Origin of the sequence: Enterococcus florum (assembly GCF_004309355.1) — a bacterium.
Classification (GTDB): Bacteria; Bacillota; Bacilli; order Lactobacillales; family Enterococcaceae; genus Enterococcus_A; species Enterococcus_A florum.
Genome location: NZ_BJCC01000004.1, coordinates 33,890 through 49,869, shown reverse-complemented (window position 1 = coordinate 49,869; position 15,980 = coordinate 33,890). Strand labels below are relative to the sequence as shown.

Sequence of the window (15,980 nt, the reverse complement as noted above, 5' to 3'; positions counted from 1 at the left end):
CTATGCAATTCCTAGTGCTGATAAGACAATGCCCAAAACAATAATCCCCAACATTAAGACAGTAATGCTTATTTTTTTCTTCAACAAGTAGTAGCAAAGCAAGGTTAATAATAATGGTACGATACCGACAAAAATTTGATCCAGCATTTCCTGCAGCTTCATAACTGTTTCCCCTTGCATATCAAAGGAAAGCTTTGTTTGGAAAACCACCATTGAACTCGTCATAGCACCTACCATCATCAATCCAACCATGCTGGCACCCTTCGTTAAGATACCAATTAAGCCCTCTGAATAAAGCTTTTCGATATATTTAGATCCCAAAGAGTAGCCTAAGAAAGCACCATAATATCTGGTTAACCATTGTGGGATATTAAACATCGCCAAGAATACGATGGGTGCTAATACATTCCCGCTAGTTGCTAAGCCAACAGCTAAACCAGCAGAAATTACGCGCCAAACACCCCAGAAGATGGAATCGCCAATACCAGCCATTGGTCCCATTAAACTTGTTTTAACGGCATTGATAGATGCTACGTCGAAGCCTTCCTTTTCAGAATTTTCTTTTTCCATTGAAGCAGCAATACCCATGATGAAAGAAACCATCGGCACGGTCGTATTGAAATAAGACATGTGGCGAACTAACGCTTCTTTGCGTTGCTCCTCTTCGTTATAAAAAGCATTGATAAACGGCATCATTGAGTAACAAAATCCATTGGCACCTTGTTTAGCTGGATTGACTGAAACGTATAAGGTTTGCGAACGCCAGAACATTTGGCGAACCAATTTTTTCTCTTCTTTCGTTAAATCGTTCCCTAGTTTGCTCATGCGAAAAAGTCCTCCTCCTCTTGATCAACCCCATCGGCCGCTTGTACCACAACTGGTTTTGCTTTTTCTAACTTATTTAATTGATAATCGCGTTGAGCAATTAAAATCGCAATTACAAAGGCGATTCCAGCCACAGCGACTAATGGCAATTTAAGATAGGCAACAAAGAGAAAGCCTAGGAAGAAAAAGACAGCAATCTTGTTTTCCCACAACATTCTTAACAACATAGCCATACCAACTGCAGGCAGTAGATTTCCTGCAATAGATAAGCCGTTCATGATAACATCAGGAATCATATCTAGGGCAGCTTGCACAGCATTCGCACCAAACAGCATTGCAAAGAATGGGATCAAGGAATAAGCAAAGAACCAAATTGCCCAAACACCAAAGTGCAGATAAGTAAATTGTTTTTGTTTGCCTTCTGCTGCTAAACGATCGAATACCGGTGCCATTGACCCACTGAATAAAATATAAATAGCAAGTTTAATTTGTTGACCTAAGATACCGATTGGTAAAGCTAATGCAATTGCTGCATCCACGCCACCGCCTAATTTGATCGCAAAGCCAGTAGCTAGAGCAGTTGCCAAGCCAGGCTCAGCTGCTGAGGCCCCGCCAATATTGATGACACCCATAAAGATTGTTTCCAAAGCTGCACCGATCATTAAGCCGGTTTGCAAATCTCCCATCAATAATCCTAAGAATGGTCCGACAACAATTGGACGAAACAGCAATGAAAATCCAATTAACTCATGTCCTCCTACACAAAGGAAGACGACTAACCCAACTAAAAATGCATCCCACATGATCTAACACCCCTTTTTTATAATTTTTGATCCTTAATGATCGTACTAGCTAATAGCTTGTCTTCTGTCGGTACTGCTTGGAAGGCTGTTTCTGGATATATTTCAACCAACTCTTTCAAGGCAACAATTTCAGAATCTGTCAGCATGACATATTTAGTGATTTCCTTTTTCGGTTCATTGATCATTTTGCCGGCATTGCCGATATTTACATATTCGATCGTTGAAATTTCCTTAGCAATTTTAAGGGCATCCGCAACTGTTTTGACTAAAACCATCAGATTCATCGCACTGGCTTTTGGATTCTTTAATAAAGCAATTGCGCCATCGGTGTCTTTCATAATTGATTTAATATTGCTGGGTACTGCCATTTGTAGCGCCATTTTTTGCGTGTCATTATTAGCTACTTCGTCATTGGCGATGACTAAGCCTTGTAGTTTTAATTCTTTTGACCAGACCATGGCGATCTGTCCGTGAACCAACCGTTCGTCAACTCGTAATGCCTTAATCATAGTTATTCTCTCCTTTTTATTATGCGAAGAAGTCTTCTTCGCTGACTGTGTCTTCCACAATGGGTGTTACCAGCTGCATCGCATGTTTACTTGTTTCCAAATAATGCGTTAAATTTTCTGTTGTCAAATTTTCTTTATTTAATACAACTTCTAAGATTACTGGCAAGTTAAATCCGGCAATGATTTGAACCTGTTTCCCCTCACTGGCTAATAAAACTTTTTGATTCACACTGCCGCCAAATAAATCCGTGAAGACTATCGCTGATTCGTCATCACCTAATGAGGCAAAAAATGCTTCCAACTGGTCGTCGATAGGTGGTTCCTCTTCCACATAGGCGGACAAAAACGCGACCTCCTCATTTGGTACAAATAATTCCAAGGTACTTCTCAACCCCTGTGCAAAATTCCCATGAGTAGCGATTGCGAACTTAGTCATCTCTTCCCCTCCTTTTCATCCTTACTATAAGCAAGTCATGTGCCAACTTCCCAAATTCACTGCTGGCAAGGTCTGTTAAGCACAAAAAAATAGTGCTTAACAAACTAAGCACTATGTTTAAGCAATAACCCATTAAAATTGCATGTTAAGCAACTCGTACATCAATGACAATTCATAATCATCGACGTGGATATTGTATTTTCGCTCCACTGCGTGAAAAATATTTCTAGAGACCGAATAGAACTCTTTGCGTTGGGCATCGCTGATTTTTTCTTCTACATGACTCTCCTCGCCTCTTCTTGAGCTGACCATCATTCGCTCGATCATCAGTGCGATGTGCATGTAAAGATTCAATTTGTCCCGTCCAGTGACGGTCAATTCGTAGTATTGCTGGTATTTCTCTACGATTTCCTGAACCTCTTTAATTACGATCTCAGGATTCAGAAATTGCAGACGAGCACCAATACCTTCAATCGTAAAGAACTGCAAAAATTGTTCCAACAAGCGATCACAGGCTATTTCAGATTCACCATTTTCAATCAACAGTTGCTTCACCAATGCGGCTCCTTCTGGTTCCATCACATCATAGATATTGATGATCGAGAGTTCTTCAAAAGTATCGATGTCTGTCGTGGTTAAAATCATTTGGGTATTGGCAAAATAAGCCAAATCATGAGAATTCAACGTTTGTTTTAAATCTTTGTAATCCATCGTGATGATCTCAGTCGCTTCCGCCAAACTGTCCAGCATAATAGTCTTGATCTCTTCAGACAATCCTACCCCGGACATACAGGAAACAATGATATTGCGGTTTTGTGATAACCCTTCAAAATATTGGACATTCGTCATTTCACTATAGTGCTCGGCTTTTTTGGCAATTTCCTTAAAAGGCTGCTGTTGCTGGACCTGCAGGCCGATATCCAATGCCATAGAAGTTGTCAAATTGTTGATGACCATCAAATCAGCATTCGATTGCTTTTTAATTTCCTTGTACATTTGACTCAATGACCCCATGTCAAACAGCAAAATGACTTCTTGGTCTCGACGGTTTTGCTTTTGCAGAAAAGTCTCTACCTCTGTACTAATCTCTTTGATTGATGCATCGACGGGCATGTCAAACGCTTCAAACAGGTAGGTGTGACATAAACTATTCACGATTCGTTGAATACTGGAGGCCATCGTCCCGTGAGACAACAGCAAGCAATAAAATGGGATCTTTTCAATTATCTGAAATTCCTCACCAATCAAAATAAACAGCAGCAAACACTGCAAAACATCTATTTGTTCGTTCCCGAGTTTAAAAGGATCTTGGATTCGCTCAATAAATCTGCCCATCAAATAATAAGAGCGGGGATACGTAGTCTTGATTTTCTCGATCACCGCATGATCTTTGAGTGAGAACGTCGATTCAAGAAACAGGGCAACAATCAACGCAGCCTCCTGCAAATCTTCTTCTTGTAATTGAGTAAAGATGCCGTATTGTTCGCAAAAGGCATTCGCTTGGTCAGACAACTGCTGAACAAAACTGGCTAAAATCAAAGTACTGGTGGATTGCTGCTGCAGCTGTCGACGGATTTTTTTAATTTCCTTACGGATCAAAAAGCGGCATTCATTCATGTCATGGATTTTTTCAGGAACAAAGACTTCGTTCAAAAAATCTGAAAAGCTCTGCCTAAACAATCTCTCCGTCAACGTTGAAGAAACCGTCTCTTTAGATAAGAAAATCAGTCCCTCCTTCATTTCGCCAACACAAAGAACCGATTCTTTCTTTTGCTCCATAAACGCTCTGGCGCAAAGCAGGCGTACCTGGTTTTTGACATCTCCTAAATTTCCTTTGTACTGTCGATTGATCAGCGAAAAAATTTCGGTTAATCCGAGTTCGAAATCTTTATCCAAATTTTTCGCCTCACGTACAAAGTTATCAAAAATGATCTCTAATCGCTCGTGAATCGGACGTCTATGAAAGGCCGGCAATTTGACGGTCATGGGAACACGTCGCTGAAATGTGCGCAGCAATGATTCATCCAAAGACTCTGTTGTGGCAAAAATAAACCGCAAATCGACTTTTACTGCTTGTTCCTTTTCACCTAACGGATAATATTGGCCTAAATCCAACAGAGTGAACAACTTCTCTTGGTTCTCACTATTGAGACGATGAACTTCGTCTAAAAATAGAAAACCACCGTCTGCCTGCTGCACCAGCCCTTCTGTGTCCTTTTCTGCTCCAGTAAAGGCACCCTTGCGATACCCAAATAAGACGGAGGACAACAGCTCTGGATTATTTGCATAATCGGCACAATTCAAGGTGACAAACTTAGCCGATGGCTCAATAACCTTTTCCTCGACTGCATATTGATGAATCAATGATGCAAGATAGCTTTTTCCGACACCAGATTCACCGGTGATTAAGATCGGAAATCCTTTCGGTGGATAAGTGACCGCAGCTTTACATTCGGCAATTTCCGCTTCTAGACTACCCTGTGCCCCAATAAAGCCTGAAAATGCATCCGCTGATTCGTTGTTTGGCTGCCAAAAGACCGGACGAGTCCCGCTTTTTTTCACTAGCCCTTCATTTAATAATTGAGAAAGATAGGTTGTCACAACATTTCTACTTAAATGTGTACTTTCGGCAACATCATTTGTTGTGACCTTCTCTTGATTTTCCACTAATTCTTTTAAATGATCCAGTACTACATAACGAGAGCGTTTCACTACGATCCCTCCTTTGCCTTATGATTTATTTGTTCATTATACAACAAGTCGCAGAGCGAGAAATACAAAATTTTTTCTGAGTTGATCCAGCTGTACTAAGGATGGAAGAAAAATTCAGTCCTTTGGCCTAAGAATTTTTACTAAAAACTTGGTATAGTATACCTATACCAAGCAGCTGACCAATAGAGGAGAGAAAAAATGAATAAAAAACAGTACGTATGTGATAAGTGTGGCAACCAACATTATGAGACAGATCAATTCCAGGCAACTGGCGGGAATTTTGCGCGAATTTTTGATGTGCAAAATAAAAAATTCTATACCGTTACTTGTTCACAATGCGGCTTTACAGAGTTGTATCGCGGTGTAACTTCCGATGGCTGGAACATCCTTGATTTCTTGATGAATGGCTAATAAAAAGGGCAGTTCTCTTCACGAGGATTGCCCTTTACCTTTTAAATTAAAAATCTACAATGCAAAGTGCTTCAGTCATCTCCTAGCCGTACAGGTAATTTTCAGAAAGTCGGCTTAAAATCAGCGGCGTTGTGCTTACTGATTTCCATTCTTTGTCACTCATTTTCTTCATCTCCATAGGTTGACTATCTACGTAAATTCGTTATCAGCCGTCTATCTATATCAATTGATTTATCCAATTATTCAAACCTCTGTTTCTCCATAAAAAACCTAGTAAAAGACAGCACTAACCTCCTTTTACTAGGTTTATAGCATAGCGGACTATTTAATTACAGCAGCTCTTTTCTCAATGTCGCATCATCGATCGGTGATAAATATTTTGGAGCAATATCTAATACGGTGAACGCACCAAACTGTTTTTCTTTCGCTAAACGTGCGCATGCTCTAGCATAGGCTACTAAAACACTGGCAGTGAATTCAGGATTGCTGTCTAATTGCAGGGTGTATTCGATCACTTGCTTGGTTTTTTCATGAGTAGTGCCCGTATGAAGCACTGTTCCCCCATGAGGCATTGCTTTATGGTCACGATTCAGCTCTGCTTGGGAGACAAAGTGAACATCCGTATCATAATCAGCAAAGTAGTTTGGCATGGTGACGATTTCTTCTTTGATCGCCTCAGCATCTGCTCCATCCTGCAAAACAACAAAACACTCCCTAAAATGTTTGTCTCTAGTTTCCAAGTCCAGTTTTTCACCAGATTTGAGTTTTTGGATAATCTCTGTGTTGGGAATTGTATATTGCACAGCATCCGCCACACCTTTAATTCTTCGTAACGCATCCGAATGTCCCTGACTGACTCCTTTGCCCCAGAAGGTATTCGTCTCTCCCTTAGGTAAAATACTTTGAGCATATAACCGATTCAAGCTGAACAACCCAGGGTCCCATCCTGTGGAAATAATAGACACTGTTTGATTTTCTTTTGCCGTTTGATCCACCGCAGCAAAATGCTCAGGAATGTTGGCATGGGTATCAAAACTGTCGATCGTATTGAAATTTTTTGTGATCTCTGGTGTTTGGACTGGCAAATCCGTAGCAGATCCCCCACATAAAATGCACACGTCGATCTCTGATTTTTTCTGCAGCAGTTCATCCATCGTATAAGCGGCTGCCCCTTCAGTCGCTACTGACTCTGGTGCCCTTCTAGTAAAAACACCCACCAAAGTCATATCAGGATTTTGCTTCAAGGAACGCTCAACACCGCGTCCTAAATTACCATAACCAACAATCGCTACTCTTGTCATTTGCATCGCTCCTTCTCTTTTGTTAGTAAAATTATACTATATTGATGGACAGAAAAGTAAAGCCGTACAAAAAAACAGTGAAGAATATTCGCATTCTTCACTGTAGAAATAGCTACATTACAAATAATGGCAATAAACATTTATTTCCCTGGACTATATTTTTTGACTAAATAAAGATTTCTGCAGCCTAAGAGCAACCCGCCCGCCAGCATCAACGGACCTAAATCACTGTTTGCTAAACTATCTACGCTATACCCTAACATGGCAATCGCCAAAGAGACAACTGTTGAATGCTTGGCCTGCTCATAACGAACTTTATTAGAGACCTGCAGCAGTCTATTGCTTGATTCGACTGGCTCAACACGATGTTCAATGCTTTCCATTTGTTCTTCCTCCTCATTGTTTACGAATAAGTTCCTTTTCAACGTACTAAAAGTGTAGCATTGATCTGGTCATCCTGACCTCCGTCCCAAGACTTATTTCTGGTGGACCGAACGTCTGATTTTATAGTATAAGGAATTTTGAACGATACCCATGGTGCTCACACTCTATGCATCTGCTGGATACAATCTGGAATATCTGATAAGTCAATTTTGCTGAAACCTTATAAAAGCTGATTTGGTGAACATTCAGCCTTTATATGTTTATATCGGCCTCTAGTAGTGCTGAAGCCTTGTTTGCGATCTCGGCTTGTTCAGAAGAACTTTAAATTTCCAAAAACTTGGGAAGAGCTTTTTCCATTGATAGGTTATCATTTTTTCGCTCATTGCCAAGGGGAGCCAAACGAGGCGCTTTTCTTGAGCATTGTTTATCCCAACCGGCGAACGCTCCGATCTATTTGTCGATTCTGTTTTCAGAAACACTTTCTAAGATGGAAGTTGCAGATAGTCTTATCGAGATTTTGGGATTTATTTAGTTCAGACAGACTAATAGAAGCAAAACCGATAGTCACAAAGCCATGTCGACAGAAAAATCTTGATTTAAAGATACGGCGAGCCCTACAACTGAGCGGGCTCGCCGTATCCTTCTTATTCAAAAAATCAAACCATCAATCCAGATAGCGACTCATAGATTGCCAAATATTTCTTATACCCTTCTTGATAAACATTTATCAATGCCTGATTTGGCAGATGGCGTCTACTATAGGTAACCGTTTGATTGACTGCTTCTTCAAAATCTTTGTAAACACCTGTTGCCACACCTGCTAGAATCGCTGATCCTAAAGTTGTTGTGGTATCCGTGTTGACTACGCGAATTTCTTTGCCGGTTACATCACTTTTAATCTGCGTCCACACTTCACTGTTGGCAGCACCACCCATGGCTCGCAGTAATGAAACTTCTGCACCAGCCTGCTGGGCAGTTTCTAGGTTGTGCTTAAGGGAGTAGGCCACACCTTCCATTCCCGCTCGGATTAGATGCCCCTTTGTTTTACTGAAATCAAGTCCATAATAGACGCCTTTTGCTTTAGAATTCCAAATAGGAGAACGTTCTCCCGCCATATAAGGTAAGAAGATTAATCCATCTGAACCTGGTGTGATTTTTTCGGCTAGTTTGCTTAATTCGATAAAACTATTTGTCTTATTTTCTATTGCTAGTAATCGTTCTGCATCCCCTAACTGTTTTTCCAGCCAGTTCAGGACACCGCCTCCACCAACTGTACCACCTTGAAGCAGCCACTTGTTGGGAACTACATGATTACTGAGAATCAACCGTTTATCAGCCTGGTAAGTGTCCAGACAAATACCCATACCTCCAGCTTGCCCGCCTTGTTCTTGGGTTTCCCCTGCTTGAATCGCTCCGGTACCTAACGCGCCACAGGCTGAATCCAAACCACCAGCAACCACCGGGATACCCGCAGTCAATCCTGTTTGAAGAGCCGCTTCGTTGGTTACTTTGCCAACAATCTCATGACAAGCGAAAATGTCCGGTAAGATTTTCATTGGAATGCCCAATTCCTGACAAATAACTTGGTCATAGGAGCCTTTTCGCAAATCAAAGCATTGATATCCGTAGCCCTGCGAAACATCCTGAGAAAAGCAGCCAGTCAACTGATAAACAATGTAGCTGTTGGATTGCAGAATTTTATCGATTTGTTGATACATCTCTGGCTGATGCTTTTTGTACCATAAAATTTTTGGCAGCGTATAAGCTGGCTGAAGTGGATTTCCACAAAGCTGAAAAAATCGCTCCTCTCCAATTTGTTCCTCCAGATCCTGACAAATATCCACTGCTCGGGTATCCATCCAAATCGGAGTGTCGGCTAAAACCTGTCCGTCTGCCGTCATCGGAATCGCTGACCAGCTTTGACCTGCCACTCCGATTCCAGCAATCGTACTTGGATTAATTTTTGATTCGGCAATTAGTTTCTTAGTCGCTTTGCAGACCGCCAGCCACCAATCAGCAGGATTTTGTTCGGCCCAGCCTTCCTGAGGATAAAAAACTGAGTAACTTTGACTTGCTTGGGCGATTGCTTCACCGGCAGAAGTAAACAAAGCCGCTTTACAAGAAGATGTGCCAATATCAATACCTAATAAATACATGATAATTCATCCTTTTCAGAGAGGTTATCTTAAGCTTAGCATCTTTTTAACAGAAGCAAAACAGCACGTCTAGCTGTCAAAGGAGGAACCCTGCTGTTGAGTATTTAAATATCTGCTGGAAGCTTCTCCAGCATCTCTAGGTTTTCCTCTGATAGTAGTTCTTGTTTTTCTTCGATTTCAGCTTTTTGTTTTGCTAGAATCGTCATAAATTCATCATAAAACTCGCCACTGAGCTTGAAGAATTTTTTATAGATTAGATAGCTGATGCAGGTAAAACCAATTGGTAAAACAATCATTACGATTCGAATACCCATTAAAGTAGCTGGACTCTGTGCAGCATTTGGCACATAGCCGGTTAAATCTAAAGCAAATCCAGTCAAAAGAGCACCAATTGCTGAAGAAAATTTAATCATCAAGGTTTGAATAGAGAAAGTCACAGATTCGTTGCGAGTACCAAATTTGTATTCACCATAATCTACGACATCCGCCAAGATGACTGTAGCGGTTCCTAATTGCAGGCCAGAACCCAATTTAACCAAAATCCCAGCAGCAGCCGTCAGAAAAGCATTCTCAGGTGAGACGTAACCTGTGATTAATAATAATACAAAACCAATAATCGGCGACAAGCACGCTAGCAGATAAACCTTTGCTCGTGAAAACTTGCCCACTAATTTAGGAAAGAGAAATAACCCGCCGATTTCCGCGAAACCAGCAAACATGGTAAAAACAGAGAACATCATTTTACTGCCTGTCACATAAATAAAGTAATACGTAGACACTCCATTAACGAATTGGATCGCCAAATTGAAGGTTAAAATAATACCAATGGCAACTACCAGCTGATCGTTTTTCAGAATAATCTTCATTAATTGCTTAACGGATACTTTTTCCGCAGTTTTACTGACTGCTTTATCTGCGGACTTCACATTTACTACCGTAATTCCAATCGTCACAATAAAGATAATGGCAATAATCCAAGCAAAACGGGTAAAGCCGCTTTGCATATCTCCGGAGCCTAGGAAGTCAATAATCTGTAAGCCAAAACCGGCTACAAGTAAAGAACCGCCAATCGAAGCGAAAATACGGGGAATCACCGATAATTTTTCTCGCTCCCGTTTGTCGCTGGTCAGGTTAGGAAGCATCGACCAATATGGAATATCCATTACTGTGTAGGTCATCCCCCATAAGATATACATCACCGCTGCGAAGACATAAAGAGCGGTTCCTGACAACCCCCAATTGGTAAATAGACAAACAAATACAATGGCATTGATCAGTGTTCCGATGACCAGCCAAGGTCGGAATTTACCAAACTTGGTCCGAGTATTATCAACAATGACCCCCATGGCCAAATCGTTGATGGCATCCCAGAATTTAGCCAGAAAGAACAAACTTCCGACAAATGACGCGGATATTTTTAATACATCAGTAAAATACAACATAGCGAAAACAAAAATCATAGCAACAATCATATCTTTTCCTAATGCACCTAACCCGTAGGAATACTTTTCTTTTGCAGATACTTTCATGATATCTTCTCCTTTTTTCTTGCTTAAGCTTTTTCGATAATCCAGAGTCTTGAATCATAGTCATGAGTCGGCGGCAGTGGTGTTTGATCGATTAAAAATCCGCTGGAAGCATCGGAAGAAACTAATCCTGCATGCATTAACTCAGCACCACTATGAACGGTTCCATCAATTACATACTCCCAATCCCCTTTTAGCCCCTGCAGCTTCATGCGATGGAAGGAACGGTTGACTTCATTTAACATTTTGTAATACCCGGCAATCGCAATGGTCTGATCCTCGCTTACTACCATCCAGCTAGTTTCGGTCCTGTTTTTCTCGAAGGGCGACTGAATGCGGTAGAAGGTCCCATCATGGAAAACCGATTGGTATTTTTTGAAAAAGTCAACCTGCTCTTTGACTTCAGCGATCTCAGCGTCACTTAATTTGCTTAAATCCAGTTCATAGCCAAAGGTACCAAAATAGGCAACATTTGCGCGGGTATTTAAAGGAACCAAACGATTGGTCTGATGATTAGGAATGACTGATACATGAGAACCCATTGAAGACAATGGATACAAAAAGCTGGTCCCGTATTGGATCTTCAGACGTTCCATAGCATCCGTGTCATCACTTGTCCAAGCCTGAGGCGCGTAATACAACATTCCTGCATCAAAGCGTCCCCCACCGGAAGAACAAGATTCAAACAAAATATTTGGATATTTCGTTGCTAACCGTTCATACAGGTCGTAAACACCTAGGACGTAGCGATGAAAAACTTCTCCTTGACGATCAGCTGGAAGATTGACCGCATAAACCTCGGACAACACGCGATTCATATCCCATTTAATATACTCCAGCTTCGATTCATCAATTATCAAACACATCTGCTGAAAAATATTGTCAACCACATCAGGATTGGCATAGTTCAACACGTATTGATGACGACCATGACTTGCTTTGCGATTCGGGGTATGGAGCATCCAATCGGGATGATTGCGGTAAAGATCACTATCCAGATTAACCATTTCCGGCTCAAACCACAGGCCGAATTTCAAATCTAAAGCTCGAATTTTATCAGCCAATGCCCCGATCCCATCAGGTAATCGATCCTGATTAACATACCAATCCCCTAAGCCAGCCTTTTCATGCGTTCGCTGACCAAACCAGCCATCATCTAAAACAAACAGCTCCACGCCCACCTGTTTGGCTTTTTCAGCAATCGCCAACAGCTTCTCCTCGGTGAAATCAAAATAAGTCGCTTCCCAATTATTAATCAATACAGGACGATCCTGATCACGCCACTTTCCGCGAACTAAGCGTTTTCTAAAGAGACTGTGGAAGGTCTGACTCATGCCATTTAATCCCTGATCAGAATAAACCAGCACCGCCTCCGGAGAAACAAAGCTTTCCTCAGGAGCCAGCTTCCATTCAAAGTTGAAAGGATTAATACCTAATTGCAGTCTAGTCACATCAAAGGTGTCCACTTCTGCTTGGACTAGAAAATTTCCTGAATAAACCAGTGTTGCCCCAATTACTTCTCCGGAAAATTCAGTGGTCTTCGTACGTGCCAAGGCTACAAAAGGATTTTGCTGCGGACTGGAGATCCCGCGAGTCGATTCAATCGATTGAATCCCCTGCTGCAGGGTCCGTTTTTTCACATGACGTTCTCGGCCCCAGGCACCTGAAAGCTGCAGCCATTCATAGTCGCTGTCTGGCAAATCCAAATTCAAACTCATGAGATGGGTTAAGAAAAGATCTTCTGTTCCACGATTTAGAACGTTTACATTTCGAGTAATCACTGGCAATTCAGAAAAAATCGTATAGACAACTTCAACCACTGAACCAGTGAGTTCATCTGTTAAATGGACCTTTAGAGTGGTTGCTTCTTGCGGCTCTTCAGTATAGGTTGCAGGTAAACCCGGCAACGCCTCTTTGCCAGCTTTTATAGCATACGAATCATAAACCAGCTCACTAACGGCTGACCCATTGGACTGACGTAGGCGAATCGCTGGATGTCGATAATCAGACGTTCCGTATTCAGGCAGCTCCTGTTTCAAACTATCCAGTGAATACAGTAAATCGTCCTTTTTCCGGCAAGGCGCTTGCTGTCGATAATGTCGTTCAATCAAATGAGTATAGTCTTTGTCTTGAGGTACTCTTTTGCCATAGTATAATTGCAGCAGCTTGCCATCCTCAGAAACGCAAAATACATAACTGATTTGTTCGTTAGACAGGTGGAACTGTTTACAATTCGTTAGATATTCAATCGATGCTTTTGTTTGCTTTGTCATGTTTGTGACACCTCCGCTTAACTTGACTCCATTATAAAAAGCGCTTACCTGAAAAGTAAGCGCTCTTTGATACGGAAAGTTGTCAATTTTTGACTTTATGAAATTTCGCGATTTGAGCCGATTCGTTCCTTGCGATAAGCGAAGGGCGACAACCCCATGCCTTTGCTGAAAGCCTTGGAGAAAGCTTGTGTCGTGGGAAATCCTACCATCTCCGCAATTTTAGAAATGGGTAAATTCGTCGTTGCGATAATATCTCGGCTGGTAGAAATTCGCATTTCGTTAATATAAGATTTAATGGAAATTCCGATGTCTTTTTTGAATAAACGGGATAAATAGCTGGCATCAATCATTAGCTTTTCAGCTATTTCCTTAACTGTAATGTTTCGCCAGAAATGCTCTCCAATGATTTCTAATGACTCTAAAACATAGCCATTCATTTTAGTACTGTGGCTCTCCTTAAGAGTCTGAGTCATTGACTTAGACAGCAGCTCCATAAAGTTGTAGGCAATTTTTTGTAAGATCAATTCATTTAATTGCGTGTCCTGTTCATAGGCTAAGCATTGCAATATTAATGCATGAAAATCGGCTAAGTTTGTTACCTCAAAGGACAAATGAGCAGGGGTAATTCCTAAATTACTCAAATATGATTCGACTAATTCGCCACCAATTGCTAACCAAACATACTCCCAAGGCTGTTCCTCACTCGCTTGATAGAAAGTCGACTCTCCAGGGTAAATAACAAAGCCCTGGCCTTTGGAAAGATGATAGTTGGTTTTCTTAATAGAATAGTAGCCGCTGCCTTCCAAAATGATGTGGATCAAGAAAACATCTCTTACGGCTGGTCCAAAGCTGTGGCTAGGAAATGTTTTAGAATGACCACAAAAGGAAAAATAGAAATCCTTGAAATTCGAACGCTGTTGTTTGACTAAAAAAATCGCTTCTTCCATTTTCGTCTCCTTTGTCTAATGAGGCTGAGATATCATTTTTTGATAACTTTTTCGTCCTTTTTCACTTTTGACTAAAGGTTCAGACCAGCCAGCCAAAAATCTCATTCATTTTCTTGGTTTTCTTCTACTGTATAAGACTAATATTGGTTCATTTCGCTAAGTCTATTTTAATAGGTATAGTTAATTGACACAAGTTTTTCCAGGCGTTGAAACATCTAATATGCTGAAGCCTGTTGATCACTCAACTTCTTAAACCGTTCATAAGCTTCTTGATAAGCGCCCGCTTGTTCAGCATTCGACCGGTAAATCATTTTTACTTGATTCGCTGCCTGCCATGTCGCCATAAGCTGGGTATCATTTTTACCAGCTACAGCACATAGCATGGCACCATAAGCGGGACCCTCATCAAAGCTGAGTACTTCCATTTTCGTTTGAAAAACGTCAGCAAAAAGCTGCAACCAGAAAGGATTCTTAACGACTCCCCCAGTAATACGGAAGACTTTAAAGGACGTTGCAGATTGAATCCCCATATTTTCATAAACATTTCTCAATGAAAAGGCGATACCCTCCATAACTCCGCGAACAATATCACTGCGAGTATGGTGCGCACGTAAGCCAAGCAGCGCGCCGCTTAAATTCGGAGTAAAATAAGGACTGCGTTCGCCGAATAGATAAGGGAGAAAGGTCACTCCTTGACTGCCGATGGGACTATCCTCTGCTAAACGAGTAAATGCGGTAAAAGATTCTTCAGGAGCTAAAAACTTTTTGAACCAGTCAAGGGAGTACCCAGCAGCAAGTGTCACCCCCATTTTATAGTTTTGATCGGCTATCACTGAATTGAAATAGTGATACTTTCCTAAATCTTTCTTGGACTTTTCCGTTTCATAAGTGAGAACAACACCAGATGTTCCAACTGAGATAAGCCCTTGAGTTTGAGAATCAGTTAGATTGCCAAAAGCGCCGCAAGCATTGTCCGCCCCTCCCATAACCAATTGAACTTTCCCTTTTAAACCAAGTCGTTGTTTAATTTCAGCGTTCATTTCACCAATTATTTTAGTAGAAGGTTGAATGTCTGGACACTGTTCTAAAGAAATAGCCAATTGCTGTAGCAGTTCTTCATCCCAACACTGCTTTTCGATATCAAACATAATCGTTCCAGCCGCATCAGAGGCCTCTGTATAAACCTGTCCGGTTAAATAGTAGACTAAATAATCCTTCGGTAACATGAGTTTCCAGGTTTGCGCCCAAATTTCTGGCTGATGCTTTTGAACCCACAAAATTTTGGGCAAAGTAAACCCTTCTAAGGGAATATTCTTTTCAATGGATAATAAATGGTCACCAAAGACTTCCCTCAGCTGTTGAACTTCTGCTGAAGTACGGCTATCGTTCCACAAAATTGCCGGCCGTAAAACGTTCCCCGCCTGATCTATTAGAACCAGCGAATGCATTTGACCTGAAAAACCTAAAATCAGGGAAGCTTCGGCAACTTCAGGAAACAAAATGATCAAATCCAGCATTGCCTGCTCAAACGCTTGGCGCCACTCATCAGGATCTTGCTCGCTATAGCCGGCTTGTGGGGAAGAAATAGCAAAGGGCCTGCTGGTACTGCCTAATAACTCGCCAGTCTCCGTACCTAAAATAATTTTTAATGAACTTGTGCCTAGATCGACACCTAAAAAAAGGGTCATGGGTTTGTC

Annotated in this window: 13 protein-coding genes; 1 reads left to right on the top strand and 12 read right to left on the bottom strand. The window is 41.3% G+C overall.

Translation table 11 applies throughout. The features are described from left to right. The 5 genes from NRIC_RS02275 to NRIC_RS02255 all read right to left on the bottom strand — a co-directional run bounded on the left by NRIC_RS02275 (nt 1) and on the right by NRIC_RS02255 (nt 5,285). Nucleotides 1-825, bottom strand: coding sequence for a PTS system mannose/fructose/sorbose family transporter subunit IID (locus tag NRIC_RS02275; protein ID WP_146621081.1), 825 nt, complete (start codon nt 823-825; stop codon nt 1-3). Next, a complete protein-coding gene (locus NRIC_RS02270) occupies nt 822-1,628 on the bottom strand; it encodes a PTS mannose/fructose/sorbose/N-acetylgalactosamine transporter subunit IIC (RefSeq protein ID WP_146621080.1) in 807 nt (268 codons plus the stop codon). The genes NRIC_RS02275 and NRIC_RS02270 overlap by 4 nt, the downstream gene beginning before the upstream one ends. Nucleotides 1,629-1,645: 17 nt before the next feature. Beyond that, the gene (locus NRIC_RS02265) at nt 1,646-2,137 is read right to left on the bottom strand and encodes a PTS sugar transporter subunit IIB (RefSeq protein WP_146621079.1); all 492 of its coding nucleotides are present in this window, start codon (nt 2,135-2,137) and stop codon (nt 1,646-1,648) included. A gap of 19 nt (nt 2,138-2,156) precedes the next feature. After that, nucleotides 2,157-2,573 (bottom strand): PTS sugar transporter subunit IIA, encoded by a 417-nt coding sequence (locus NRIC_RS02260; protein WP_146621078.1) that lies wholly within the window; start codon nt 2,571-2,573, stop codon nt 2,157-2,159. A gap of 132 nt (nt 2,574-2,705) precedes the next feature. Next, on the bottom strand, nt 2,706-5,285 hold the full coding sequence (locus NRIC_RS02255) for a sigma 54-interacting transcriptional regulator (protein ID WP_175579977.1): 2,580 nt from the start codon (nt 5,283-5,285) through the stop codon (nt 2,706-2,708). A 198-nt stretch (nt 5,286-5,483) separates the two neighbouring features. Between NRIC_RS02255 and NRIC_RS02250 the strand changes: the two genes are divergently transcribed. Further along, nucleotides 5,484-5,696: a zinc ribbon domain-containing protein gene (locus NRIC_RS02250; protein ID WP_146621076.1), complete on the top strand. Its 213-nt coding sequence runs from the start codon at nt 5,484-5,486 to the stop codon at nt 5,694-5,696. Between the two features lie 329 nt (nt 5,697-6,025). Here the strand turns inward: NRIC_RS02250 and NRIC_RS02245 are convergent, their stop codons facing one another. The 7 genes from NRIC_RS02245 to xylB (NRIC_RS02215) all read right to left on the bottom strand — a co-directional run bounded on the left by NRIC_RS02245 (nt 6,026) and on the right by xylB (NRIC_RS02215) (nt 15,971). Further along, nucleotides 6,026-6,997, bottom strand: coding sequence for a diaminopimelate dehydrogenase (locus NRIC_RS02245; RefSeq protein ID WP_146621075.1), 972 nt, complete (start codon nt 6,995-6,997; stop codon nt 6,026-6,028). A 140-nt stretch (nt 6,998-7,137) separates the two neighbouring features. After that, nucleotides 7,138-7,380 (bottom strand): hypothetical protein, encoded by a 243-nt coding sequence (locus tag NRIC_RS02240; protein WP_146621074.1) that lies wholly within the window; start codon nt 7,378-7,380, stop codon nt 7,138-7,140. Nucleotides 7,381-8,037: 657 nt separating this feature from the next. Continuing rightward, nucleotides 8,038-9,537: a xylulokinase gene (gene xylB, locus NRIC_RS02235; RefSeq protein WP_146621073.1), complete on the bottom strand. Its 1,500-nt coding sequence runs from the start codon at nt 9,535-9,537 to the stop codon at nt 8,038-8,040. A gap of 104 nt (nt 9,538-9,641) precedes the next feature. Next, nucleotides 9,642-11,066 carry a melibiose:sodium transporter MelB gene (melB, locus tag NRIC_RS02230; RefSeq protein WP_146621072.1) on the bottom strand — a complete coding sequence of 475 codons (1,425 nt, stop codon included), beginning with the start codon at nt 11,064-11,066 and terminating at the stop codon, nt 9,642-9,644. A 23-nt stretch (nt 11,067-11,089) separates the two neighbouring features. Next, the gene (locus tag NRIC_RS02225) at nt 11,090-13,336 is read right to left on the bottom strand and encodes an alpha-galactosidase (RefSeq protein ID WP_146621071.1); all 2,247 of its coding nucleotides are present in this window, start codon (nt 13,334-13,336) and stop codon (nt 11,090-11,092) included. 95 nt (nt 13,337-13,431) lie between these two features. Continuing rightward, nucleotides 13,432-14,283: an AraC family transcriptional regulator gene (locus NRIC_RS02220; protein ID WP_146621070.1), complete on the bottom strand. Its 852-nt coding sequence runs from the start codon at nt 14,281-14,283 to the stop codon at nt 13,432-13,434. A 215-nt stretch (nt 14,284-14,498) separates the two neighbouring features. After that, nucleotides 14,499-15,971, bottom strand: a complete 1,473-nt coding sequence (gene xylB, locus NRIC_RS02215) for a xylulokinase (RefSeq protein ID WP_146621069.1) — start codon at nt 15,969-15,971, stop codon at nt 14,499-14,501. Between the last annotated feature and the right edge of the window lie 9 nt (nt 15,972-15,980).

Bases quoted from the DNA above. Each gene is read 5' to 3' on its own strand.
- NRIC_RS02275 (WP_146621081.1), bottom strand. From the start codon at position 825: ATGAGCAAACTAGGGAACGATTTAACGAAAGAAGAGAAAAAATTGGTT.
- NRIC_RS02260 (WP_146621078.1), bottom strand. From the start codon at position 2,573: ATGACTAAGTTCGCAATCGCTACTCATGGGAATTTTGCACAGGGGTTG.
- NRIC_RS02265 (WP_146621079.1), bottom strand. From the start codon at position 2,137: ATGATTAAGGCATTACGAGTTGACGAACGGTTGGTTCACGGACAGATC.
- xylB (WP_146621069.1), bottom strand. From the start codon at position 15,971: ATGACCCTTTTTTTAGGTGTCGATCTAGGCACAAGTTCATTAAAAATT.
- xylB (WP_146621073.1), bottom strand. From the start codon at position 9,537: ATGTATTTATTAGGTATTGATATTGGCACATCTTCTTGTAAAGCGGCT.
- NRIC_RS02240 (WP_146621074.1), bottom strand. From the start codon at position 7,380: ATGGAAAGCATTGAACATCGTGTTGAGCCAGTCGAATCAAGCAATAGA.
- NRIC_RS02270 (WP_146621080.1), bottom strand. From the start codon at position 1,628: ATGTGGGATGCATTTTTAGTTGGGTTAGTCGTCTTCCTTTGTGTAGGA.
- melB (WP_146621072.1), bottom strand. From the start codon at position 11,066: ATGAAAGTATCTGCAAAAGAAAAGTATTCCTACGGGTTAGGTGCATTA.
- NRIC_RS02250 (WP_146621076.1), top strand. From the start codon at position 5,484: ATGAATAAAAAACAGTACGTATGTGATAAGTGTGGCAACCAACATTAT.
- NRIC_RS02220 (WP_146621070.1), bottom strand. From the start codon at position 14,283: ATGGAAGAAGCGATTTTTTTAGTCAAACAACAGCGTTCGAATTTCAAG.
- NRIC_RS02245 (WP_146621075.1), bottom strand. From the start codon at position 6,997: ATGACAAGAGTAGCGATTGTTGGTTATGGTAATTTAGGACGCGGTGTT.
- NRIC_RS02225 (WP_146621071.1), bottom strand. From the start codon at position 13,336: ATGACAAAGCAAACAAAAGCATCGATTGAATATCTAACGAATTGTAAA.